Below are 21,592 nucleotides of genomic sequence, written 5' to 3'. Positions count from 1 at the left end.
ATGATTACCGCAACCGTCTGAAAACGCTTTCCTTGATCTTTCTTACAATTTTATTCCCATTGATCACAGGGATTACAGTTTTGTCCATAAAAGAAAGGTATTTACCCCTAAGGTTGTTATTGTAAATAGTGATGCCTTTCCTCGCTCTTCTCTTATCGACCCAATGCCTCTTATATTCGTCATCTCCCCGAAGGAAATCTATTGTCGAAACCGAATCCATGTCAATGACGTGCCTGATCATCTCATAGAGACATACAGAACCGGCCCCGAGACCTTTGTATTTTTCATCGTACGCAATCTTCTCGAAATAAGCACGGCCACCGGTAACAATAGCGAACCCGGCAGCGATTGGCGTACCATCTAGAAACAACAGGCCAAGACGAAGCCATCCGTTTCTCTCCGCATATTTGACCATCGCGGGGAAAAAAGTCCGGCCGACTCTTTCTTCCTTTTTCCAGCTTCTCGAATATACCTCATTGTAGTGAGTGAAATAGTCGGGACAATCACGCTCACCTGTCACTAACCTGAAGTCAATCTCGCCGTTTTGCTGTAATTTTTTGTAATTTTTTTTGATACTTGCCCTAAAATTCTTTGATCTCTTATCGAGAAAATCCTTACTTGTTCCGTTGATTTCATCGGAATACCAGTTACCGAAGCAATCGTACGACTTTGATTTGAACGTACTTCTATTTATTGCTTCACAAAAGGCCTCAACCCAAGGTTCTTCGCTGGGGAGGTCATCAAAATCTATAATATTCCATTCGTCTTTCGTCTTTTCAAAATAGTCTACGAGACGTTGCATTATGGCTAACAAATTATTTGCAGCAGCGGTAATTATGACAGACTTGATTGGCATGTAAACATTGCCTACAAGTTTTCGTGTTTTGATATCAGCTCCTCTACATTTTTTGTTTTCATATATTAAAGGAACTATCATATTTAAAACATCATCTTTATAAAACATCAATAATTTGCATTTTTCATCTTTTATAAAATGCTCTAACCACATCTTATACCATTCAGCGGTCAGATAAGAATAATAGTTAGTATTGTGATCAAGAATGTTTTCCCATTCCTGTTCGATTCCAGTCATACCAACAGAATCAGATATAATTTTAACACAACTTCTATCGTCAAATTTGATTGTGTGCATAAATATAAATAATCTGGCTTCACTTATTCCTGAGTGTTGGCAGAATTCCTGAATATTGGAAGAAGCTTCCGTAATAAAAAACTAAATATACACCCCATAGCAGTACGATTAAACACGGTTACCCCATATCGCTCCCGCTTGAAAGGAGTCCAATACTCCTTATAAGATTCGTCGCCGCGCATCTGATCAATATTTGAAGTCTGTTCATTATCAATAAGATGTTCAATTACTTTCAGACGGAGAAGGTTTCCCGGACCATATCTGTCATACTGCTTATCATGCAGTGCTTCCATGAAGTAAGCAGTATCGTTCGACACATATCGAATCTGGGCAGCAATCGGTACGTCACCAATATAAAGGAATCCGGAACGGAGCCAACCATTACGAATCGACATTTCCCTGGCTTCACGGAGAAAAGCTTTATCTAGCTCAGGTTTTTTCCAGCTGCGCACCCTCACCTGATCGTACTGATCCATGTAGCGATCAAAATGCTCAGGGTCGCCACCGATCTCAACAGAAACGGCTCCGATCTCGCTTATTCTTTTCTCTCGCCTCTTCAGCTCATCCCTGATCTTTTTCGGCAGTCTGGCAAAATACTCATCAGCAGAATAGTCTATTCCGTTCAGGTACCAGTCACTGAAGCAATTAAACTTGCGTATGGAGCGGCCAGCATTCGTGACGCTACCGACCAGAATATCGGGAGAAATTAGCTCTTCCGGGATTGAGTCCAGTTCAATAATGTCCCAGTCGCAGAATTCTTTCGTCAAATAGATAAAAAGATACTGAAGCGACTCGGCACGGGCAGAAGAATCACTTTCACCAAAAATTACAGTTTTAACCGGAGAATGAACATTCCCGATCAGTTCAATTTTACGAACAGTTGCCAGACGCTTGTAGCGCTCATTTTTCCTGATAAACGGGGCGATAAGAACCGGCACACTATCCCGATACAGGGTGACAATGAATAGCTTGGCATCCAGGAGAAAATACTTAAGCCAAATCCGAAACCAGTCGTGACAGAGAAAAGGTTCGTGGGTTCCATGTATTCTGACAACATGATCCCACATCTCCTTGAGCGACAGGAAACTTTCGATGGTTTCTGTCACGCTGACGCTGTAAGCGCTCGCAATTGTGTGTTCTTTTACGTGCAACTCTCTTGTCATCTGTTGCCAGGTTTTAAATCTGAGTCGCCGGTCAGCAGTAGCTCGCACGGTTCCCCATGCCCCAAAAAGAACAGAGGACTCGCACTATACCCATAGCTCCCCGAATTCAGGAACCCAATCAGATCCCCCACCTCCGGTGCCGCCACCGACACCGCCTTCCCCATCAGATCGAGAGGGGTGCAGAGAGGCCCGACAAGGGTGCAGGTTTGCCGTTCCGCACCGGGCCGCGAGAAATTGCGCACCAGGTAGTTCTTCCTGATGGTCATGCCGAGATTGCCCGAGGCCGACAGGTGGTGGTTCATCCCACCGTCGAGCACATAGAACTGCTCGCCCCGCGACAGCTTTTCGCTCACCACCCGCGTAACGTAGATCCCGGCCTCGGCCACCAGGAACCGCCCCAACTCCATAAGGATGCGGGGTTTGGTCCCCGTGGACTCACGGTACCGGTCGAACTCGGCCCTGAAGAGGGTAGACAGCTTCTCAAGATCGAGTCCCGGATGCTCCTCGTAGTAGGAGACCCCAAGGCCGCCGCCGATGTTGATGACCCTGCACTCCATGCCGTAGTCGGTGGTGACCCGGGCCGCGATGGCCAGGGTATTGGCCAGATTCTGGGCTAGGGACTCCTCATTCAGGCACTGGGTGCCGGCATAGATGTGGATCCCCTTGAAGTCGAAAGCGTCGGCATTGGCCTTGATGAAGTCCAGAGCCGATGGAAGTTCTTCCTCGTCAATGCCGAACTGGGAAGCCTTTCCACCCATCTTGACTGCGAAGTCCTTGATGAGGAGCTGGGGATTGACCCGCACCAGGATGGAGGCCCGCGGCGCCCCGGCACGGACGAGATCGCGCAGGTCGTGAAGCTCGCGCAGGGATTCGACGCTGATGCAGCCTACCCCGGCCTCCAGGGAACGACGCAGCTCCTCGCGGGTCTTCCCCGGCCCGGCAAAGCTGATGCACCCCGCATTGTAGCCAGCCTCCAGGGCGCGGTCTAACTCACCGGCCGAGGCGATGTCGAGCCCTTCCACCTCGCCCCGCATGGCCATCAGGAGCTCCCGGTTCGGGTTGGCCTTGACGGCGTAGAGGAGTTCGAGGCTGTCGCCGAAGGCCTTGCGGATAGCGGCGCACTTCCCCTTCACCGTTTCCAGGTCATAGAGGTAGAAGGGGGTGCCGTAGCGCTCGGCAAGATCCTCGAAGCAGATGTCGCGCAGACAGATTTTTCCGTTTCGTTCCGTCAGGTTCATTCCATTCTTTCCGTTCCCCATTTCCCCTCACCCGGCCTTTGGCCACCCTCTCCCTAAGGGAGAGGGTTATTATTGCTCCCTCTCCTTTGGGGAGAGGGCTGGGGTGAGGGGTTACACTTACTTCCCTGCCGCCAGCCACTCTTTCTTGATCCCCGAGCGGTCGATCTTGCCGTTGGCGGTTTTCCTGAACGCCCTCTCGAAGTGAAGCTCCTGGGGGACCATGTAGGTGGGGAGCCGCTTGCGGCACTCCTTGAGAAGCTCCTTTTTGTGCTCCTCCTCGTGGTCGGTTTCCATAACGGCCACGATGACCTGATCGCCCGACTCCACCTCCTTGCCGAAGACAACCACGTTACTTACGCCGGGAAGACCGATGAGCACCTCTTCCACCTCGGTGGGGCTCACCCGGTAGCCGGAGGTTTTGATCATCTCGTCGCGGCGGGAGACGTAGTAGAGGAAACCATCCTCGTCCTTTTTCACCACGTCGCCGGAGTAGACGACCGTCTCGTGCAGGTGCGGCTGGTCGGCAAGGCGTGGGTTTTTCCTGAATATCACCTTGGTCTTTTCCGGGTCGTTCCAGTAGCCGTGGGTGATGAGGGCGCCACGGTGGACCAGTTCCCCCTCTTCGCCCGGCGCGCACTCTTCGCCCTTGGCGTTCACCACCAGAATCTCCACGTTGGGAATCCCCTTGCCGATGGAGTCGGGCCGGCGGTCCAGCTCTTCAGGGGGAAGGAAGGTGGAGCGGAACGCCTCGGTGAGCCCGTACATGAGGAAGAGCCGGGAGTTTGAGAAGAACTCGCGGATGCGGGAGACCATGATCCGGGGCACCTTGCCACCGCTGTTGGTGAGGTAGCGCAGGTGGGGGAAGTCGGAGCCGTAGGTGAGCTTGATCTTGTCGTTGAAGAGCTTGGCCCAGATGGGAGGCATGCCTGCAAAGCCGGTGATCTCTTCCTTAACGAGGAGGTCCAGGAGATCCTTGACCATGACGAACTGGTGCAGCACCAGGGTCGCACCGTGGAGGACGGCGGTGGTGGCCTGGTTGAGGCCGTAGTCGAAGTTGAAGGGAAGGACGCTGATGATCCGGTCCTTTTCGGTGATTTCCAGGTAGGTGCTGACGATCTCGGCCCCGTCCACCACAGTGCTATGGGGCACCACCACCCCTTTGGGCATGCCGGTAGAGCCTGATGTGTAAATAAGGCAGGCGATGTCCGGAGAGAACCCCGACACCGAAGTGTGGTCAGCCGGGAGCGTGGCCTTGAGCTTGGGCCAGCAGGGGTACCCTTCCCGGTCGTGTTCCGGCTCGTCCACATGGATGAGCTTCTGGGGCGCGGCCAGGTGATTTTTGCGGAACAGCTCACTGGTGGTGATCATGAGCTGGATCTGGCAATCGTTGACGATGTACTCGATCTGCTCTTTCTTGAGGATCGGGTTGATGAAGACGAAGACCGCCCCGGCCAGGGTGGCGCCGAACATGGCGGTGAGCTGCTCGATGGACTTATCGAGGTAGATGCCGACCCGCTCGCCCCGCTTGATGCCGAGCCCGCGAATGAGCCCCTTCATCTTGAGGGCTTCCTCGTGCAGTTGGGCGTAGGTAATGGTCCGGTCGTGGTGTTTGACAGCAACCTTATCGGGCAACCGCGCGGCGGTGTCTTCCAGCAGATGGCCTACCAGGTACGGTCTCAGACTCATGCTTCCCCCCTCTTGGATGTGATCAGGCGCGAAATAGCCGTTACGGTGCCAAGCTTTTCGACAGTCATGTCATCGACGTCGAATTCGACGTCAAAGGTCTGCTGAATGAAAGTTATAAGCTCCATGACACCCATGGAGTCTATGATCCCCTGCTCGATGAGGGGAGTGCCGGCGGAGACATCGGCATCGAGGGTTTCTTTGAAGTAGGTGATGAGTTGGGTTTCGATGGTCATGCTCAGTACCTCTGGTTTTGGAATAAATAAAAAAACTACTCACGAAAGCACGAAAGGTTGAAAGCACGAAAAAAGGCATAAAAAGCAAAAAGCTGTTTAGGTTTTTAAAGGTTTACTTTCGTGCTTTCGAAATTTCGTGTTTTCGTGGTCAAGATTTTTGCAGTTGTTCAGAACATATCAAAATCACCGCATTGGACAACCCACCCCGCCTGGGGCAGATTTTCCGTAAATGCGTGGGTGAGGAAATCGATCTCCCACCGCTTGAGAAAGACCATTTTCCGCAGGAGTGGCTCATACCAGGCGTCGGGCGTCGCATAGATGACGAGCCGCTGAATCCCCTGCTCGCTTGCCAGACGTGCGAGGTGCGACATGGCCTTGCGAAAGAGTGCGTGGTCGTCCCCCTCCACTAGGATGTCGAGGATCTTCCGTTCGCCACCGGTGTCGTAGGTGACGCAGTAGCCGCAAATTTGGTCGCCTGCCACGATCTGGTAGCCGGTTGTCTGGTAGTGGAGGTTGCCGAGAAACTTCCAGTTGAGGAACGCGGCGCTCTTGTGGAAGTAGGCGTGCTTCGACGCGTGGCGATACCGCTCGAGCACGGGGTCAAGCTGCTCGGGGGAGAACCGGGATACAAGGTTAAGACTCAGGTCGGCATGGCGCCTGCCGGGTTTGACAAAGGAAAGTACGCTTTCGGCATTAAGCCCCGAGGCATTGGTAATCTTCTTGTAGACCCCAACTTTGGCAGTTATCTTCCAGTTGAAGTACTTCAGGTAATACTTCTTGGACTCCTCGTTGGCGTATGCAAAGAGGAGATCGACTTTCCGCTCAAGCTCATCGGTGGTGAGACGGCAGAGCTTGCCGAAGACACCGTGGAAGAGCCGGTAGTCGGGATCAACCAGGGTATTGACCCCCATGGCGCTGCGGTAGAGGGTTCCTGCAAAGGCCACTTCCTGGGGAATGTAGTTTTCCTGCCCCACTAGGCGCTCACCGTCGTAGCAGAGCCCCAGATATGGCTCCCCTGCCGGGTTGCCGGCATAGAAGGAGTCGAAGAAGCGCTCGTTGCGGTGGCCGTTGATCCGCTCCCAGAAAGAGTGGATGTTCTGGCGGTGCTCCGCGTAATTGGTCGTGAAGGTATAGTCAAGCGTACGTTTCATGGATTGCTGGTAGTCCCCGTTCCGGAGTCGTCGATGCGGTAGCAGAACCGGTAGAGTTTACGGTAGGTGCCGTACCCCACCAGGCTCTTGACGAAATTCTTTGCCTTTTTGTTGAGGATCATGGGGAGGAGCACCGACCGATCACCGGCAACGATCCGGCCGAAGGTGGCGAGGTCATAGGACCCCGAGACGTTGATTCTCCCCAGTACTGCCGGGTTTCCCCCCCTGTGCCGCACCCCCGGCTCTGAGGTGCTTACGGAGCGGTAGCCAGCCTGAGCGGCCATCTCTATAACGCGGCGGTCGAAGACCCCTTGGGGCATGCTGATGTGGTTGACGGCGCGGCCGATCCGATCCTCGATGGCTTTTTTCGAATCCTCCAGCTCAGTCCGTATCTCACCATCGGCGAGGAGCCCCAGGGGGCGATGGCTGACCGTATGGGACTGGATCGAGATGCCGGCATCGGCCAACTCCCGTACCTGCTCCCACGTCAGGTAGTCGGGCTGTCCCATGAAGCCGGACACCACGAAGATGGTAGCGGTGAGTCCCAGTTCTGTGAGAATGGGCCAGGCAGTGCCGTGGTTATTGTCCCAGCCGTCGTCGAAGGTGATGACGACCCCGCTCGGTCCGGTGTCTCCGGCCATGAGGTCATCCAGTGAGAGGGACCGGAAGCCGCCGGCCGCCAGGTGCTCCATCTGTCTGCGGAACGCATCGAGCGTAACGCAGTAGGCGGGGTTGGTCTTCCTCACCGCCTTGTCCTGCTCGCTGGCGGCGGTCACCTCGTGGTACATGAGAACCGGGGCTGTCATTACCGGAATACTATTCATTATCTTCCTGAAGCCGTTTCCTCTGTTTTTCATCCCCTCTCCCCGGGGGAGAGGGCCAGGGTGAGGGGTAAATTGCCTCGTTCGCGAGCCCCCTCACCCGCCCTTCGGGCACCCTCTCCCTCAAGGAGAGGGAACTACCTGGCTACCCCAGATACTCGTTCAAACTCGGCGGCGTGACGCCGAGGGGATCGTTGGCGAGATAACAGTGGTGCCAGATGTCGAAGGTAAGCAGGAACAAGATCCGGTTGGCCTTGGAGTTGAGGAAGTTGGGCCAGCCGACCGGCCCCTGTTGGAACGACTCGTATTTCTCGAACAGGGTACGGAGGTAGTCGGTGCGGAAATACTCTCCCATGACTTCGGAACGGAGCAGTTTATCGTAAATCCGTTTCCTCAGGACCGGGTCGTTGAGGAAGATCATGACCGGCACGAATCCCCCCTGCTTGGGCTTGGACATGATTTCAGGGGGGAGGATCCCCTCCATGGCCTTGCGGTGCAAGAGCTTGCTCTTGAACCGTCCCCGGAGGTGATCCACAAGCCCCCCTCCCCGCTTGACGGGCATGGGGAGGGACACCAGGAAGTCGGCCACATCGGCGTCCAGGAACGACTCGCGCAGCACCAGGCCCAGCATGTCGGCCATGCGGCCCGATTTGACCATGACGTTCTCGTTGACGTAGTGCCGCATGTCCTGCTCAATCTGGGTTTCCAGGTAGACCTGGGCGAAGGATTCGGGACTGCCACAGGGTTCACCGAAGATGCGCGGCACATGGGCCAGGCGGTTGTTTTTGTAAAGCCGGCTCAGCTCGTGGCCGTCGTAACCGTAGAAGTACCAGTCGTTCAGATCGGCGGCCCGGTTCCAGAAGAGCCGCATCTGGAAGCCCAGGTTGTCGCTGTCGTAAAACAGGGGGCCCCGGAGCAGCCTGGACACCCCCCGGGCCGGCCCGATCATGCCGCTCTTGCGGAAAAGATAGTGGACAGCGGCAGGTCTGCCGCCTGCGAAACCGCCGGTGCCGTACATCTGGTCGGCCCCTTCGCCGCCAATGACCGCCTGGACGTGGCCGCTGGCCGATTTGAGCCCCATGTAGGTGAGGAAGAGGCCAAACTCGAAATAGGGCTCTTCCAGATGCCATACCAGCGAGGGGAGATCGTCGATCTCACGGCCGGTGATGGTGTACTCGTGATGGTCGGTGCCGAAGTGCTTTGCCACGATCCGGGCAAAGGGGCGCTCGTCGAAGCGGGGATCGTCGAAACCTATGGAGAAGGTCTTGACCGGCGTGCTGGAGCATGAGGCGGCCAAGGCCGCGTTGGCGCTGGAATCGAGCCCACCGCTCAACATGACGCCGGTGCTGCCGTCGCTCCCCATGCGCCTGGCGATGGCGCCGCGCAGCAGCTCGCGGTAGGCGGGGATCGCCTCCTCCATGGTCATTCCTGGACGGGTCACGGCGTCGAACTGCCAATAGGGGCCGGTTTCCGCTTTTCCGTCGCGGAAGGTGAGCATGTGTCCCGGCGGCAGCTTGTTGATCCCCTTGAGGACCGACCAGGGAGAGGTGATGTAGGCGTATTTCAGGAACAGGTTAAGGCCTTCGTGGTCCAGTTCCCGCCTTACCCCTGGACAGGCCAGGAGTGTTTTGAGATGGGTGGCGAAGATAAGCCGCCCGTCGGCCACGGTCCAGTAAAGCTGGTGGGCGAGGCCGAAGCGGTCGTTCATGATGCGGAAGGTCTTTTCCCGTTCGTCGAGAATGCCGATGGTGAAGAGTCCGTTGATGGAGCGGGCAAAGCTGGCGCCGTTGCCCCGGTACATGCGCAGAGCAAGGTCAAGGTCGCCGCGGCAGGGACGCCCCGAGGGTGGATGCTGCGAGAGAAGCTCCCGATAGTTGTTGACCTCGCCATGGATGACCGCCGTAAGGCCGGCGTCGGGATCGTGCTCGATGCGGGTCTGGCGGCTCGGGGAGTCGGCGGCGCTCCGCTGCATGCCGATGAGATGGCCAGGCCCCTCCGAGACGGAGAATTCTCCCCTGCCGCTCATCTTCAGGTAGGTCGCCATGGCATTACCCAGCGCATCCCTGTCGGCAATGGCGTTCCTGAAATCGATTATCCCGAAAATCCCCTGACTCATTGGTGGTGTTCCCTTGTGGTCACGTCAAGCCGTTCTCAATCAACGTAATCCCCGCTCGATACTGTCGACTGCCTTCCCCTCACCCGACCTTCGGCCACCCTCTCCCCGGGGGAGAGGGGCAGAAGTTCTCCTCAGATCAGCCTTTTGCCGTTCTGTTTGAATTCCCGCACATGGTCTTTGGTGGGAAAGGAAAAATAGGACCCCTCGGACGCGGGATTCTCGCGGTACGTGGCGGTGCCGTCCCGCAGCGAGGCAATGGCCCGGGCCATGACGTGGGCGCCCAGGATCTTGGTCCGCCGGATGAGGGAGTCGAGGGTTTCGCCAGGGAGGATATCGACCATCTCCTGGCGAAGTATCCGCCCGTCATCAAGCTTCTCGTTCATCTCGTGGATCGTGATCCCCACCTGCCGCTCATTGTGGTACATCTGCCAGAAATTGGGGAGCATGCCCCGGTAGCGGGGAAGCGCGCCGTTGTGGATATTGATGCAGCCAAGCCGCGGCAGTTCCACCAGTTCCTTCTTGAAGATGACCGGGGCGGCAACGGATGCGATGAGATCCAGGTCCATCTCCCGGAGCGACGCAAGGAATTCTGGGGAGTTGACCCGGTTGGTGCTGAAGACCGGCACGCCATGATGGGCGCAGAGCTGGCCGATGCTGTAGAAATTCCCCCCGGCCAGGGCCGGTATCCTGGCTTTCACCTTGTGGGCCGCATAGCGGGTACCGACCCGAACGAAATCCATGGGACCGTAGAAGTCGTACATCTGCCGGGCCAGCTGCACGGGGCCCTTCTTCCCCATGGCAGCGGCGACGACGACACCCTTGATAGTCGCAAGCTCGTTGAAAGACTTGAAGAACTCCTCGAAGAAGAGCCTGACGTAGAAGGGGTCGTCCTGGGTGATGAACAGGACATTCAGTTTTTTGCTTGTCGTTGCGCTCATGGGCATTGTCGTTCCATCAACTCGTCATCCAGTTCCAGAAGCCCTTTTTGGGAGGCTCGGGAAGCTGTTTGCCGCCTTTATCTACCATTTTGATAAGCTTGAAGAGCTCTTCCATGTCGAGGCGCATCTCGCTGATGTTTGCATCGGTGCTGTCTATCCGCGACTGAAGCGCCAGCACGGTACCGTTGAGAATCTTTTCGAGCATCTTGATCTGCTCCGAAAGGTTCGCTAGTTCCGAAGAAGCAGCGCCGCCATCACCAAGGGTGGCCTCCAGGCGAGTCACCTTTGCGGACATCTCCTCAAGGGCTTTGCCGTTGGCGGCGGTCATTCGGGTTTTCTCTCCGTCACTCTCGTCGCCCCAGAACTTGCTCTCCGATTCGATCTCGCCGATAACTTCCTTCACGAGATCGGTGCAGATGACCTTTTTCTCTTCGACAAAGGCCGACAGGAGCAGGAAGTCGCAGATGATGTTGATGAGCCGCGGCACTCCCCGGCTGAAGAGATAGATCAGACCAATGGCCCCCTCGCCGAACTCCACTGCGGCGCGGTTGCCCGCCTTCTCCAGCCGGTGGAAGATGTATTCCTCCACCTCCGCCTTGGAGAGATGATCGATGTGGCAACTGATGCAGATGCGCTGACGGAGCTGCCGGAGCCTGTCGTCCGCAAGGGTTCGCCGCAGCTCGGGCTGCCCCACGAGGATGATCTGGACCAGCTTGGACTTGTCGGTCTCCAGGTTCGAGAGAAGCCTCACTTCTTCGAGAAGATCGATATCGAGGTTCTGGGCCTCGTCGATGAGGATCACCGGTTGGCGGCCGGCAACGAATTCATCCACGAGGAATTCGTTGAGCTGGCGCAGGAGGGCAATCTTGTCCTTGCCGGCCACGTCGAGGCCGAAATCGTCGTTGATCATGGCCAGGAGCTGTTCCGACGTGACCTTGGTGTTGAAGATCTTCGAGAGGGTCACTTTCTCGTCAAGGCTCTTGAGGATGTTGCGAATGATTGTGGTCTTGCCCGAACCGATCTCGCCGGTGATCAGCAGAAAGCCGTTGCGTTCCCTGATGCCGTATTCAAGGTACGTGATGGCCTTCTTGTGGACCCGGCTGAGATAGAGGAACTCGGGATCGGGAACCAGTTCAAAGGGTTTTGCGGTGAAGCCGAAAAATTCTTCGTACATGGTTTTGAGCTTTCAGTAGGTTAATTTACCCTGCAGCCAGACGATGTTGTTGCGGTAATCATTCGTATCGATGTTGGAGTCGTTGAAGTTCCACGTATAGCCAAGGCCCATCGTCATGATCCTGAAGGTGTAGTCAAGGCCCGCCTGGGCACTGAAGCGGTTGGTCTTTTCGGTTATGGGCCTCACGTTGTCGGGGGAAAACTTGTAGTGAGTGTAGATACCGAGGAGGTTTGCCGCCAGGTTAGCCCCCAGGGGGATCCGGGCGTTCAGGGTGGCTCCGGTGGATATATCCTCGCGATCGACCGTCTGATAGCTGCTTTTTGTGTGGAAACCACCAAGGGTGGTCTCGATTGCATGGTTATATTTTATCGAGCCGCCAAAAGTATCCCTCTTGTACACGCCCTGATCCACCGAATCGGTAAAATCCTGGGAATAGTGCGCTTCGAGAGAAAAACGATCGGAGAGGAGGTAGTTCGCCTGGGCGTTCCAGATGAGGGAATCGGTGTTTGCGGGGCTAGTTTGCTGTGATGACGGATAATCCCCGAGATAGATTCCCGATACAGGATGAAATACATGTCTAAGATCCGTCTGAGTTCCCAACACGTAATAATAGTAAATTTTGCCGACGGAACCGTTAAGGGCCAGTTTCGGTGTAATCTGTAAAACCGTTCCTATCATGCCGGTATGGGTGTCGTAGCCATGCCAGCCGGTGCTTTGTGCGGATAACAGCTCGAAATCATAAAACTGTGGTATACCGTTTTTGTAACCAAGGAGCAGAGAGATAAACTCCATGTTGTTCCTGAAATTATCCTTCGGCCGATGTATACGGTAAGCATATTCCCCGTAAACCGACAGCCTCTCGCCGAAGGACTTGGTAAGCCTTCCCGTAATGGTGTGATCCTGGGCACTCTGCCCCTGCGGGTCGTCATACCAGGTGTTCTTGTAGGTATACCCCGCAGTGAGGCTGATGCTGCTCGTGATGGGGTAGACAAGGTACGGATTCACGGTGAAGATATTGGAGTCGGTGGTATTGACGAAATCATTGCCGACCCCCACCTGCCGGCGGTCGTCGATGGGGACCCGGGCGTACACCTCGCTCATCTTGAGGAACAGGATGTCCCGTATGGGGTTGAAGGTCGAATCGAGGCGTATCCGCTGGGTCCTGGCAAGGGATGTATCATTCTTGTCGGAATGTTTCGCGAAGAGTTTGAAGTACAGCCCGTAATCCAGGTTCAGCTTCAGGAGATTGGTATCGATCAGCGCATTGACCGACGGCACGATGGTAGTGATGAAGTCGTCCCGGCGGTTGTCGTTCGTCAGATCGATGTTGTCGTTGTACTCCTCGCGGATAATAAGGCTTGGCGTCAGCTTCAATTCCGCGTGGGCAGTGGTTGCCACGCAACATGACATAAGCATTCCACCCATGACCACTTTTCTCATTGGGCACCGTTATCCTTGTAGTAAGCGTAGTAGTTGCGGTACCGGTAGTTTTCGTCAAACCGGTTGATGCCGACGTTGTTGTAGACCACGCCGTAGACCTTTTCCTTTTTGAGATGACCGAGGGCGTCCTTGACGTTGCTCATGGTGGCGCCCCCCTCTTTCACCACGAATATGACCCCGTCGACCATATTGGCAAGGGAGTAGGTTTCCGCAAAGGAAAGGAGCGGCGGCGTATCGATAATGATATAGCGGTCGGGGTAGCGGTTCTTGATTTCGGCGATGAAGCTCTGCATCCGGCCGGACGAGAGGAGTTCCACCGGGTTCTCCACCCGGCTGCCGGCGGGGAGCACCACGAGCTTGCCAATCCCCGTTTTCACCAGGGCATCCTTTACGTCGACCTTTCCGTACAGGCAGTCGCTCAACCCTACTTCAGCCCTGATGCCGAGATAGCTGCTGGTACCCGGACGACGCAGATCGGCATCGACCAACAGCACGGTGTGGTCGAACTCCTGGGCCAGGGCCACCGCCAGGTTGATGGACGTGATGGTTTTCCCTTCGCCGCTTACGGCGCTGGTGACCATGATGGTGTTCTTGAACTGCCCCGAGTTTGTCAGCTTCAGGATGATCGACTTGAGTTTGCGATACTCTTCGGTGATCGGGGAACGGGGTTCGCTGATTGTAACCAGATAGGGGTTATCCACTGCAATCCTGGTGTCGGGCTGAAACACTTCCGGCTCGATAACCGGCCGGGGCATTTCCCGCTGTTCGACCGCGACCGTATTCCCTTCAGGCGTCTTGTCCTGCCGCATTTTTGCAGCTTTTTCAAGGATGCTCTCTATCCTGCTCATATGCTATACGTTCCTTTCTCTGCTCTGTTGGGCCTCAGCTCATGATGAACTGATCAAGCCCCAGTTTGGTGAGAACTTTCTCGATAAGTGTCAGTTCAAGCAGTTCATGGGTAAGCATCAAGCAAATGAGAGCGAAATAGCACCCCGCAACGACGTATACCTTTCGATCCTTCTTCGTCACCGCGTCAGTCTCTTCCTGATTAAAGATGGTGGGGATGACTGCAAGCACGTCATACCCCAGCTTCTTGAGGGAAGTGACATCCTTGACTGAGGAGTCGAACATCTCCATAACGAAAACTGCTGCTGCGCCTGCGATGAATCCTGCAAGGATGCCCATGATGATCATCTTCACCCGGTCGGGACTGACCGGTTTCTTCGGCACGATGGCCGGATCAACGACCCTGAACGTCGTGGCCTTGTCCTCTACCTCCATCTGCTTGGTGAGCTCCGCCTGGCCCTGACGGGTGAGTAGCTGCTCATAGATCTGGCGGTTCGCGTCGCGCTCCTTGATGAGATCGGTCAGCGTCTTCTGGTCAGCCGGTACATTCCGAAGTTCCTGCTCTTTGCCGCCGATGGTTGCATGGAGCTGGCGCTGTTTGGCGTTGATAGCCTCCAGCTCCGCCTCAACCTGATACAATTGCTGCTCGAGGTTTTGGTACACGGGGTTGGCAGTGCTGAACTCCTCTTTTCCACCTTCAGCGGGCTGACCCGACTGCTGCTTCTTCTTGTGTGATTCGATGAGGCTCTTTATTCGGATGACGTCGGGATAGTTGTCGGTATAGTTCGCAGTGAGCTGCTTAAGCCTGCGCTCAAGCATCTCAACCTCGCTGGAACTCTCTCGTGACATAAGGGCAACAGTAGTGGGTTTGATGTTCTTGAGCTGGCGCCTGAGAGCATCCCGAGTAGCGCTCAGCTCATTCCGCTTGATCCGTATTGCGTCGAGATCTGCCTGAAAGGTGCGGATATCCTTGACGAGGAGCGACTCGTCAACGCCAACGGAAACGCCCCGTTTCTGGCGGAACGCCACGATCTGGTTCTCGGACTGGTCGAGCTTATCCTTGAAGGATTTGAGCTGCTCTGTGATGAACCGGTTGGCGCCATAGGAGTCCTGCCGCTTGCTGGAGACGTTTTCCTCCACATACTTTCGGACAAGCGTGTTGACATAGTCGGTGGCGAGCTTCGGATCCTTGTCCCTGATGCTGACGATAAAGAGATCGTTACCCTTTATGCTGATCTGCGTCCTTTTCTGGAAATCCTCAATGAGTTTTTCCAGCTCCTTTTCATTCTTCACCTTCGTGTCGACATCGAGAGATTTCAGCACGTTGGTCACAAAGGTGCGGCTGAGCATGGCATACCGCAGGATGCGCACCTTGTCCTCGACAGAGGGGGTAAAGGTGATCCCCTTGACCAGATCCTTGATGACGCTCTTTTCGATAAATACCGTGCTCGATGCCTCATATTTCTTGGGGAGGAAAAAGCTCCCCCAGGCAATCACGGACATCACCACAAGAGATACCACAATGAAGAGGTATCTCCTCTTCATGAGCATTTTCAGGTATTTGTTCAACTCTTCCGTCTTTGATACCATTAGTTGATCTCCAGGCTAAAAGATACTTTCCTTGACTATGACAAAATCGCCGGGCTTGAGGTGGACGTTCTGGGTCATGTCCCCCTCTTTCATGAGGTCCTTGACCTTGGCGCTGATCTCCGTTGTGCTGGTTCCTTCCTTCCGGACGATCAGGACATCATTCTCCTTGGCGAACTTGGTAAATCCGCCAGTCTCGATTATCGCATCGAGAATCCGGAGACCGTCACGATAGAAAACATACTTCGGATTAGCCACGGCTCCCATTACATAAATCTTATAGGCTTCATTGTCGGGGATATAGATCATATCCTCGGGTTTGAGGGGTATGTCCTTGGCGACATCTCCCTTGACCAGCAGTGAATGGAAATCCACATCCATCTTCTTGCCGTTACGAAGCAGATAGGCATTCCCCAGATCAATCCCCCTGAAATTACCATAGCGGATCAGGAACTGAAGGAGCGTCGTACGGGAGGGGAGAACCGCCACTCCGGAAGGAACCCCACCGCCAAACACGTAGATCTTGTTGTTGGTAATAGTATTGACCGTTACCGTAACAATCGGCTTATTGACTACCTTGGCGAGCTTCTCCGAAAGGTATTCGCTGAGCTTTGTGGGGGTGAACCCCGAGGCAACAACATCGCCAATGGCCGGCAGCGTAATCTTGCCGTCGGGCCGCACCGTAACCGTACCGCTGAGCTCCTTTTCCCCCCAGACGGAGATCATCAGGGAATCCCCGTCTCCAACGACGTAATCCCCGTCGGAGCCTTCGGACGCCACAGCGCTCTTGCCTGAAAGCATCGTCACGACAAGGACAACGGCAATAAAACCACAGCTAAACTTCAGCATACCTTTCAATCTTTCCATTTCCCCCCCTTATCTGCTTCCTCTTCCGAAAAGGACCACTTTGATAGTCTCTAGAACAATTATGATATCGAGAAGCATGGACATGTTTTTGATGTAGTAGAGATCGTAACGGAGTTTTTCAATGGCGTCGTCCACAGAAGCCCCATAGGGATACTTGACCTGGGCCCAGCCGGTTACTCCCGGCTTGACGAAGTGGCGCTCGGAATAATAGGGAATGACTTCTTTCAGCTTATCGACGAATTCGGGACGCTCGGGCCGCGGCCCCACGAGGCTCATGTCGCCCCGGAGGACGTTGTAGAGCTGGGGCAACTCATCGAGCCGCGAGGTGCGCAGGAATTTGCCGAACCTGGTGATGCGAGGGTCGTCTTTCTGTGCCCAGACCGCGCCGGATGCCTTCTCGGCATCGGCACGCATGGATCTGAACTTGTAAAGGGCAAAGGGACGGTCACCCTGCCCTACGCGCACCTGGCGAAACAGAATGGGACCGGGAGAAGTGATTCTGATCCCGAGGGCTATGAATGGGAGGACCGGAAGGACAAGGATGATGCCCACAAGCGAAAGAACCAGGTCAGTGCTCCTTTTCATGATCCTGCCGAAGCCTGTCCTGCGGAAACCATTGGAAAATATGAACCAGCTCGGCGTGATGTTCTCGATCATCAACTTGCCGGTGATCTCTTCGTAGAACGACGGGGCATCTATGACTTCAATTCCACTGAACTTGCAGTTAAGGACCTCGCTAAGGGGGAATGCCCCCCTTCGCTCGGAGAGGCTCACGACGATCTTGTCGGTCCGTTCCCTGAGGGCTGCGGAAACAAGCCCGTCGCCATTGCCAACTATGTGGTGCGAAGGGACATAGATCGGTTCGTTGGTGCAACCAAAATAACCTGCCAAGACATGATTGTGGTTGGTGGCCGAAACAAGCCCCCCGATTTCCCGGGCCAGTGGTCCGGTCCCAAGCACCAGGACACGGCGTGCCAGACCAGGGTGGTAAAGAGAAACACGGCAGAACAAATGCCAGAGAATCTGCCAGAGGCACAAAATGACCAGGGCCATGGCTAAGAGCCCCCTGCCGATGGTCAAGTCAGGCGCAAGGTAGAAGATGGCTGAGAGAATCAGAAAAGAGACGCTGAGGGAAATCGCCGAGTGGGCGATGCGCTCCCTCAGTTTCATATCTTTGTCGACGTTATAGAATTCAACCATGAACGAGGAGAAGATGACTGCAACCACCAAAAGCACGAGTTGGACAGCTCCCGCGAGGCTCAGGAAACTTTCCATGCCCGGCACGGTGCCGAACCTGACCAGGTAGGCGATACCCAATGCCAGCACCGTACAGACAATATCGCCGGTTATGAGCAGGATGACCATCTTCTTCATATCTTCTTGTCCTCTTCTAGCGCTTCAGTTCGGCAAGGAGTTTCCTTGCCGCGGCACTTTCGGGGAACTCCCCATATTGAAGAGATTTCTGGGCACTGGCGCTGGCCTTTGCCCTGTCACCCATCTCGCGATAGGCCATAGCAAGGTGATAGTGGACGGCCGGATTGTTCGGGAGGAGAGAGACTGCCTTTTCAAGCACTCTGACCGATTCGTTCCTCTTGCCGTTTAACAGCAGCGCATAGCCATAGGTATCCATGACCCCGGCGTTATTGGGCTGAAGTTTGTTTGCGCGACCGGCAAGCGACAAAGCCTCAGTCTTGCTTCCATGCCCTTCGGTGGCCAGATATGCCAGGTTATTAAGCGCGGGCACAAAATCAGGCGCAATTTTGAGTACGGAACGATAGATAGCGGCAGCTTCTTTTTTCTTGCCCGATTGATCGAAAGCCGCTCCTTTGGCAAACATAGCTGAGGCATTCTTGGGACTCTTCTTAAGGATGTCGTCGTAGGTTGCGACAGCCCTGGCAAAATCCCGTTTCTTCTCGTAGAGTCCACCTAAGGCCATGGACGCCCGAAGATTTCCGGGCTCAACAGCTATTCCGCTTCTAACAGCCGAAATGGCACGGTCATAGTCTTTCTGACTCTCGTAGATCGACGCAATAACAAGATGTCCGGCTGCAGACTTGGGGTTGGCGGCGACAAGCTTCTGTGCCTGCTCCACGGCCTTGGGAATGTTTTTGCTTGCCACCAAGGAGCCGATCTTCAGCGGAATCGCACGGGCCGGAGCGACTTTTTCCAACTCATCGTAAACTTTAAGGGCTTCAGCATACTTTTTATCGGCCGCAAGAAGTCCACCCTTCAACTCCAATAGCGCACCATTGTTCGGGGTCCCCTTCAATCCCTCGTTTGCTATAGCAAGGGCCTTGGCCGACTCCTTATTCCTGATATGGTAAGATGCAAGAGAGAGATAGCCGACGGGATCCTTTGTTTCCTTGGCCTTGGTATAGTAGGCGAGTGCCTCCTGCGCCTTCCCCTCTGATTCACTGATCGCGCCGAGGCCGATCAGTGCCTTGATATTGACAGGATCTCGCTTCAGTATCTCGTTGAACAACCCGACTGCTCGTCCGTTGTCCTTCTTGCTGATGTAATATGATGCCAGATTGAAGGAAGCCGGGAGATATGCCTGATCTACTTCTCGCGCCTTTTGAAGATACGAAATACCATCCTTTTCCCGCTTATCGGCGAAGGCGGCAGCGGCCATGATATTATAGAGAGGAGCATCCTGCTTACCTCCCTTCAACCCCGCCTTGAGCACCTCTATGGCACGGGCCTGCTTATTCTGGCGCATGTAGTAGCTTGCCAGCATGTACCGGCTATTGAGGACATCGGGGGCAACCTTTACTGCCGTCTCAAGCTCTTCTTCGCCCTCCGCCCTTTTCCCGCGCGTCAGATTGACGATTCCCTTCTTCATGTGGGCATCGACCAGATTCGGCTCAAGCTCGATCGCACGGTTGAGCTCTTTGAGCGCCTCATTGGTCATCCCCTTTGCAATATAGGCGCTCCCGAGGAGGTTGTGTGCAAAGGCATTTTTGTCGTCCAGCTCAATGACTCGTTTAACCTCGGCGATAGCATCATCGATGCGCTTCTGCTGAAGCAGAACCGTAACGGACATGAGTCGGGCCTGCAGGTGCTTCGGGTTGAGGTCAATCACTTTGCGGAACTGACTCAGGGCAAGCTCGAGATCGTTGCGTTGATAGTGACTCAGGCCGAGATAGTAGTAGGCGCCGGGATTCTGATAGTTTTTCACGACACCTTGGAGTTCTGTAATTGCCTGGTCGTAGTTTTTCCGGGTATAGAGGGCAATCCCTTTGAGCTGGTGTCCTTCCGGCCTCTTGGACGCTTTCCTGATCAGATCGTCGGCAAGGCGTTCGGCTTTGTCTGCTTCACCTTTGCTTATATGCATCATTCCAATCCGGAAGGCCGCGTTGGCATCATCGGGATCCGCCTGCATGATCTTTTGGTAATATTCAAGGGCCTTTTCACTGTTGCCGCGATAACCTTCGTAGTAGGCGGCAAGATAATACGCTTTGGTATTTTTGGGGTCTTTCCGAACGATCTCGTCAATGAGCCCCATCCCCTCCTGTTCCCGCTTTGTCGCCAGATAAACCTTTGCCAGTTGCAGCATTGCCGATGCACGGGCAGGTTCAGCCTGGAGAGACTCCTTCAAGTACTTCTCGGCCTCATCGAACATCTTCTTTTGGCCGTAGCTGGTTCCAATCACTTCCAGAGCATCCGCCGATCCGGCCCGTGCTGAGAGATACGCCTTGGCTTCAGCTATTGCCTCGTCAGGTTTGTTGATTGAATTGTAGAGTTTTGCCAGGTCAAGCCTGATTTCGGGATTGGAAGGATTTTGCCTGAGCGCTTTCTGAAACTCTTTTTCCGCCTGTTCGAATTTGCCCACAGCCATATATGCCTTTGCGAGCTTGTAACGGGCATCGAAATAGTTCTGGTCTTTTTCAACGGCATTTTTCAGAAGGACAATCGCTCCGTTGGCGTTGCCCTTGTCCAACTCCTTGACTGCTTCGGCGTAAAGCTCTTCCTTCGTTTTCCCCCCGCAAGCGGAAAGAGTCGCCACAACAAGAACTATCAGCGCAATACGTCTGTTAAACAATGCTGTATCCTCCCTGGCCAGTATAAGTACCGGCCATCATTTGTCGTACGACAGCGGTGAATTTATTGTAATCAAGGGGTTTTATCATACAGATGGAATTTTCGAATCCCTCGAGCGCAGAGAGGAGATCCTTGCTGATATGATCCGTCAGGACAATAACTGGAAGACTGAACCGGCAGAGATCCTCAAAGAAACGCGATCCGTAAGGGTAACTCGCAATTACTAACCCCACGCCATCATTGCACACTGTTCGCGACTCAAGGCTTTCGTGGGGGATAGTTTCCGCATGATAACCCTCTGCCTCGAGAATTGCGGAACAGACTCGCGAGAAGCCGGCCTCATCAATTATTAGAATTGTTTCGCGTTCCATGCCCACCATTGGAGCAATATGGATACCCAATGGAAGCGCTTTATAAAATTATCTTTATTGGTTATCACATAAATACATTTATCATACTGTATTTATTACAATTATTAATTTAAGTAATGATTACATAATTCTAGTACAGCTTCCCTTAGGGATTGATTTCACACCGCTCAATATAAACGAAACGGCAACTACTGTTCCCTTTGGAAACACTTATTTGTTCCAGCGCAGAAGACAAAAAAAAGGTGTATCCACTGGATACACCTTGAATACAAAACCTGTAATAGTTGTTGTATCTATTGGACACACTTCTAACTCACCCTAAAAAATCTCCATTTCGCCAAGTCGCTTGTAGAGGGCCTTTCGCGAAATCCCCAGCATCTTGGCCGCGCACGATTTATTCCCTCCGCTCTCTTCCAATGCCGCAAGTATTGCCGCCTCTTCAAGTTCACGAAGGGTACGCACCTGCTGACGGCTCTCAACCCGCACTACATAGGGCTTTAGCTCTTCGGGAAGCTCCTTGGTTGTGATTCGGTCCTTCTTCGCAAGGACCACGGCACGTTCAATGATGTTGCCCAACTGGCGTATGTTTCCGGGCCAGTCGTAGTTCAGAAAGGCCTGCATTACTTCGTCGTCAAAACGGAGCACCTTTCCTTCTCGCGCACCGTACTCCCTGACAAGTTCGGCGGCAAGGTGTCAATGGGAACGTAAAAGTGTACCAGTTACGGGAATTGAAAAGTGTACCACTCCCTGGGAGAGAACTTCTCAAT

The 21,592-nt window shown here is 54.3% G+C and carries 18 protein-coding genes and 1 pseudogene; all 19 read right to left on the bottom strand.

The annotated features are described in order from the left end of the window. Positions 1-4: 4 nt before the first annotated feature. Positions 5-1,093 carry a GNAT family N-acetyltransferase gene (locus KI811_RS03675; RefSeq protein ID WP_214185149.1) on the bottom strand — a complete coding sequence of 363 codons (1,089 nt, stop codon included), beginning with the start codon at positions 1,091-1,093 and terminating at the stop codon, positions 5-7. An 83-nt stretch (positions 1,094-1,176) separates the two neighbouring features. Then, positions 1,177-2,316 carry a GNAT family N-acetyltransferase gene (locus KI811_RS03670; RefSeq protein ID WP_214185148.1) on the bottom strand — a complete coding sequence of 380 codons (1,140 nt, stop codon included), beginning with the start codon at positions 2,314-2,316 and terminating at the stop codon, positions 1,177-1,179. After that, positions 2,313-3,554 carry a pyridoxal-dependent decarboxylase, exosortase A system-associated gene (locus KI811_RS03665; RefSeq protein WP_214185147.1) on the bottom strand — a complete coding sequence of 414 codons (1,242 nt, stop codon included), beginning with the start codon at positions 3,552-3,554 and terminating at the stop codon, positions 2,313-2,315. Before KI811_RS03665 ends, KI811_RS03670 begins: the two co-directional genes overlap by 4 nt. 117 nt (positions 3,555-3,671) lie before the next feature. After that, complete coding sequence (locus KI811_RS03660; protein ID WP_214185146.1) at positions 3,672-5,240, bottom strand: acyl-CoA ligase (AMP-forming), exosortase A system-associated; 1,569 nt, start codon at positions 5,238-5,240, stop codon at positions 3,672-3,674. Next, positions 5,237-5,473 carry an acyl carrier protein gene (locus KI811_RS03655; protein ID WP_214185145.1) on the bottom strand — a complete coding sequence of 79 codons (237 nt, stop codon included), beginning with the start codon at positions 5,471-5,473 and terminating at the stop codon, positions 5,237-5,239. Before KI811_RS03655 ends, KI811_RS03660 begins: the two co-directional genes overlap by 4 nt. Before the next feature lie 167 nt (positions 5,474-5,640). After that, on the bottom strand, positions 5,641-6,624 hold the full coding sequence (locus KI811_RS03650; RefSeq protein WP_214185144.1) for a GNAT family N-acetyltransferase: 984 nt from the start codon (positions 6,622-6,624) through the stop codon (positions 5,641-5,643). Continuing rightward, positions 6,621-7,481, bottom strand: a complete 861-nt coding sequence (locus tag KI811_RS03645) for a polysaccharide deacetylase family protein (RefSeq protein ID WP_246551333.1) — start codon at positions 7,479-7,481, stop codon at positions 6,621-6,623. Before KI811_RS03645 ends, KI811_RS03650 begins: the two co-directional genes overlap by 4 nt. Before the next feature lie 109 nt (positions 7,482-7,590). Continuing rightward, positions 7,591-9,561, bottom strand: coding sequence for an asparagine synthetase B family protein (locus KI811_RS03640; RefSeq protein WP_214185143.1), 1,971 nt, complete (start codon positions 9,559-9,561; stop codon positions 7,591-7,593). Between the two features lie 131 nt (positions 9,562-9,692). Then, entirely contained in the window at positions 9,693-10,499 is an 807-nt protein-coding gene (locus KI811_RS03635) for a methionyl-tRNA formyltransferase (RefSeq protein ID WP_246551332.1), read from the bottom strand. A gap of 16 nt (positions 10,500-10,515) precedes the next feature. Continuing rightward, the gene (locus KI811_RS03630; RefSeq protein ID WP_214185141.1) at positions 10,516-11,673 is read right to left on the bottom strand and encodes an XrtA/PEP-CTERM system-associated ATPase; all 1,158 of its coding nucleotides are present in this window, start codon (positions 11,671-11,673) and stop codon (positions 10,516-10,518) included. 12 nt (positions 11,674-11,685) lie between these two features. Then, a complete protein-coding gene (locus KI811_RS03625; RefSeq protein ID WP_214185140.1) occupies positions 11,686-13,113 on the bottom strand; it encodes a TIGR03016 family PEP-CTERM system-associated outer membrane protein in 1,428 nt (475 codons plus the stop codon). Continuing rightward, the gene (locus KI811_RS03620; protein ID WP_214185139.1) at positions 13,110-13,961 is read right to left on the bottom strand and encodes an XrtA-associated tyrosine autokinase; all 852 of its coding nucleotides are present in this window, start codon (positions 13,959-13,961) and stop codon (positions 13,110-13,112) included. The genes KI811_RS03625 and KI811_RS03620 overlap by 4 nt, the downstream gene beginning before the upstream one ends. Positions 13,962-13,995: 34 nt before the next feature. Beyond that, a complete protein-coding gene (locus tag KI811_RS03615; protein ID WP_214185138.1) occupies positions 13,996-15,549 on the bottom strand; it encodes an XrtA system polysaccharide chain length determinant in 1,554 nt (517 codons plus the stop codon). A gap of 15 nt (positions 15,550-15,564) precedes the next feature. Continuing rightward, on the bottom strand, positions 15,565-16,413 hold the full coding sequence (locus tag KI811_RS03610) for a polysaccharide biosynthesis/export family protein (protein WP_214185137.1): 849 nt from the start codon (positions 16,411-16,413) through the stop codon (positions 15,565-15,567). A 9-nt stretch (positions 16,414-16,422) separates the two neighbouring features. Then, on the bottom strand, positions 16,423-17,787 hold the full coding sequence (locus KI811_RS03605; RefSeq protein ID WP_214185136.1) for a TIGR03013 family XrtA/PEP-CTERM system glycosyltransferase: 1,365 nt from the start codon (positions 17,785-17,787) through the stop codon (positions 16,423-16,425). 16 nt (positions 17,788-17,803) lie between these two features. Further along, positions 17,804-20,455 carry an XrtA/PEP-CTERM system TPR-repeat protein PrsT gene (gene prsT, locus KI811_RS03600; RefSeq protein ID WP_214185135.1) on the bottom strand — a complete coding sequence of 884 codons (2,652 nt, stop codon included), beginning with the start codon at positions 20,453-20,455 and terminating at the stop codon, positions 17,804-17,806. After that, entirely contained in the window at positions 20,448-20,825 is a 378-nt protein-coding gene (locus tag KI811_RS03595) for a DNA-binding transcriptional response regulator (protein ID WP_214185134.1), read from the bottom strand. The genes prsT and KI811_RS03595 overlap by 8 nt, the downstream gene beginning before the upstream one ends. Positions 20,826-21,143: 318 nt before the next feature. Then, positions 21,144-21,287, bottom strand: a complete 144-nt coding sequence (locus tag KI811_RS19005; protein ID WP_484840033.1) for a helix-turn-helix domain-containing protein — start codon at positions 21,285-21,287, stop codon at positions 21,144-21,146. A 42-nt stretch (positions 21,288-21,329) separates the two neighbouring features. Continuing rightward, positions 21,330-21,503: pseudogene (locus KI811_RS19000) on the bottom strand (AAA-type ATPase lid domain-containing protein); the annotation flags it as partial. Between the last annotated feature and the right edge of the window lie 89 nt (positions 21,504-21,592).

It is taken from the genome of Geobacter hydrogenophilus (genome assembly GCF_018501225.1).
In the GTDB taxonomy this organism is placed as follows: Bacteria; Desulfobacterota; Desulfuromonadia; order Geobacterales; family Geobacteraceae; genus Geobacter; species Geobacter hydrogenophilus.
Note: the sequence above shows the minus strand (reverse complement) of the source record. Positions and strands in the feature narration are given on the sequence as shown.

What these genes read in the sequence shown, in the direction of transcription:
- KI811_RS03640 (WP_214185143.1), bottom strand. Translation starts at nt 9,561, where the DNA reads ATGAGTCAGGGGATTTTCGGGATAATCGATTTCAGGAACGCCATTGCC.
- KI811_RS03665 (WP_214185147.1), bottom strand. Translation starts at nt 3,554, where the DNA reads ATGAACCTGACGGAACGAAACGGAAAAATCTGTCTGCGCGACATCTGC.
- KI811_RS03625 (WP_214185140.1), bottom strand. Translation starts at nt 13,113, where the DNA reads ATGAGAAAAGTGGTCATGGGTGGAATGCTTATGTCATGTTGCGTGGCA.
- KI811_RS03615 (WP_214185138.1), bottom strand. Translation starts at nt 15,549, where the DNA reads ATGGTATCAAAGACGGAAGAGTTGAACAAATACCTGAAAATGCTCATG.
- KI811_RS03605 (WP_214185136.1), bottom strand. Translation starts at nt 17,787, where the DNA reads ATGAAGAAGATGGTCATCCTGCTCATAACCGGCGATATTGTCTGTACG.
- KI811_RS03620 (WP_214185139.1), bottom strand. Translation starts at nt 13,961, where the DNA reads ATGAGCAGGATAGAGAGCATCCTTGAAAAAGCTGCAAAAATGCGGCAG.
- KI811_RS03595 (WP_214185134.1), bottom strand. Translation starts at nt 20,825, where the DNA reads ATGGAACGCGAAACAATTCTAATAATTGATGAGGCCGGCTTCTCGCGA.
- KI811_RS03655 (WP_214185145.1), bottom strand. Translation starts at nt 5,473, where the DNA reads ATGACCATCGAAACCCAACTCATCACCTACTTCAAAGAAACCCTCGAT.
- KI811_RS03675 (WP_214185149.1), bottom strand. Translation starts at nt 1,093, where the DNA reads ATGACTGGAATCGAACAGGAATGGGAAAACATTCTTGATCACAATACT.
- KI811_RS03645 (WP_246551333.1), bottom strand. Translation starts at nt 7,481, where the DNA reads ATGAAAAACAGAGGAAACGGCTTCAGGAAGATAATGAATAGTATTCCG.
- KI811_RS03670 (WP_214185148.1), bottom strand. Translation starts at nt 2,316, where the DNA reads ATGACAAGAGAGTTGCACGTAAAAGAACACACAATTGCGAGCGCTTAC.
- KI811_RS03650 (WP_214185144.1), bottom strand. Translation starts at nt 6,624, where the DNA reads ATGAAACGTACGCTTGACTATACCTTCACGACCAATTACGCGGAGCAC.
- KI811_RS03660 (WP_214185146.1), bottom strand. Translation starts at nt 5,240, where the DNA reads ATGAGTCTGAGACCGTACCTGGTAGGCCATCTGCTGGAAGACACCGCC.
- KI811_RS03610 (WP_214185137.1), bottom strand. Translation starts at nt 16,413, where the DNA reads ATGGAAAGATTGAAAGGTATGCTGAAGTTTAGCTGTGGTTTTATTGCC.
- KI811_RS03630 (WP_214185141.1), bottom strand. Translation starts at nt 11,673, where the DNA reads ATGTACGAAGAATTTTTCGGCTTCACCGCAAAACCCTTTGAACTGGTT.
- KI811_RS03635 (WP_246551332.1), bottom strand. Translation starts at nt 10,499, where the DNA reads ATGAGCGCAACGACAAGCAAAAAACTGAATGTCCTGTTCATCACCCAG.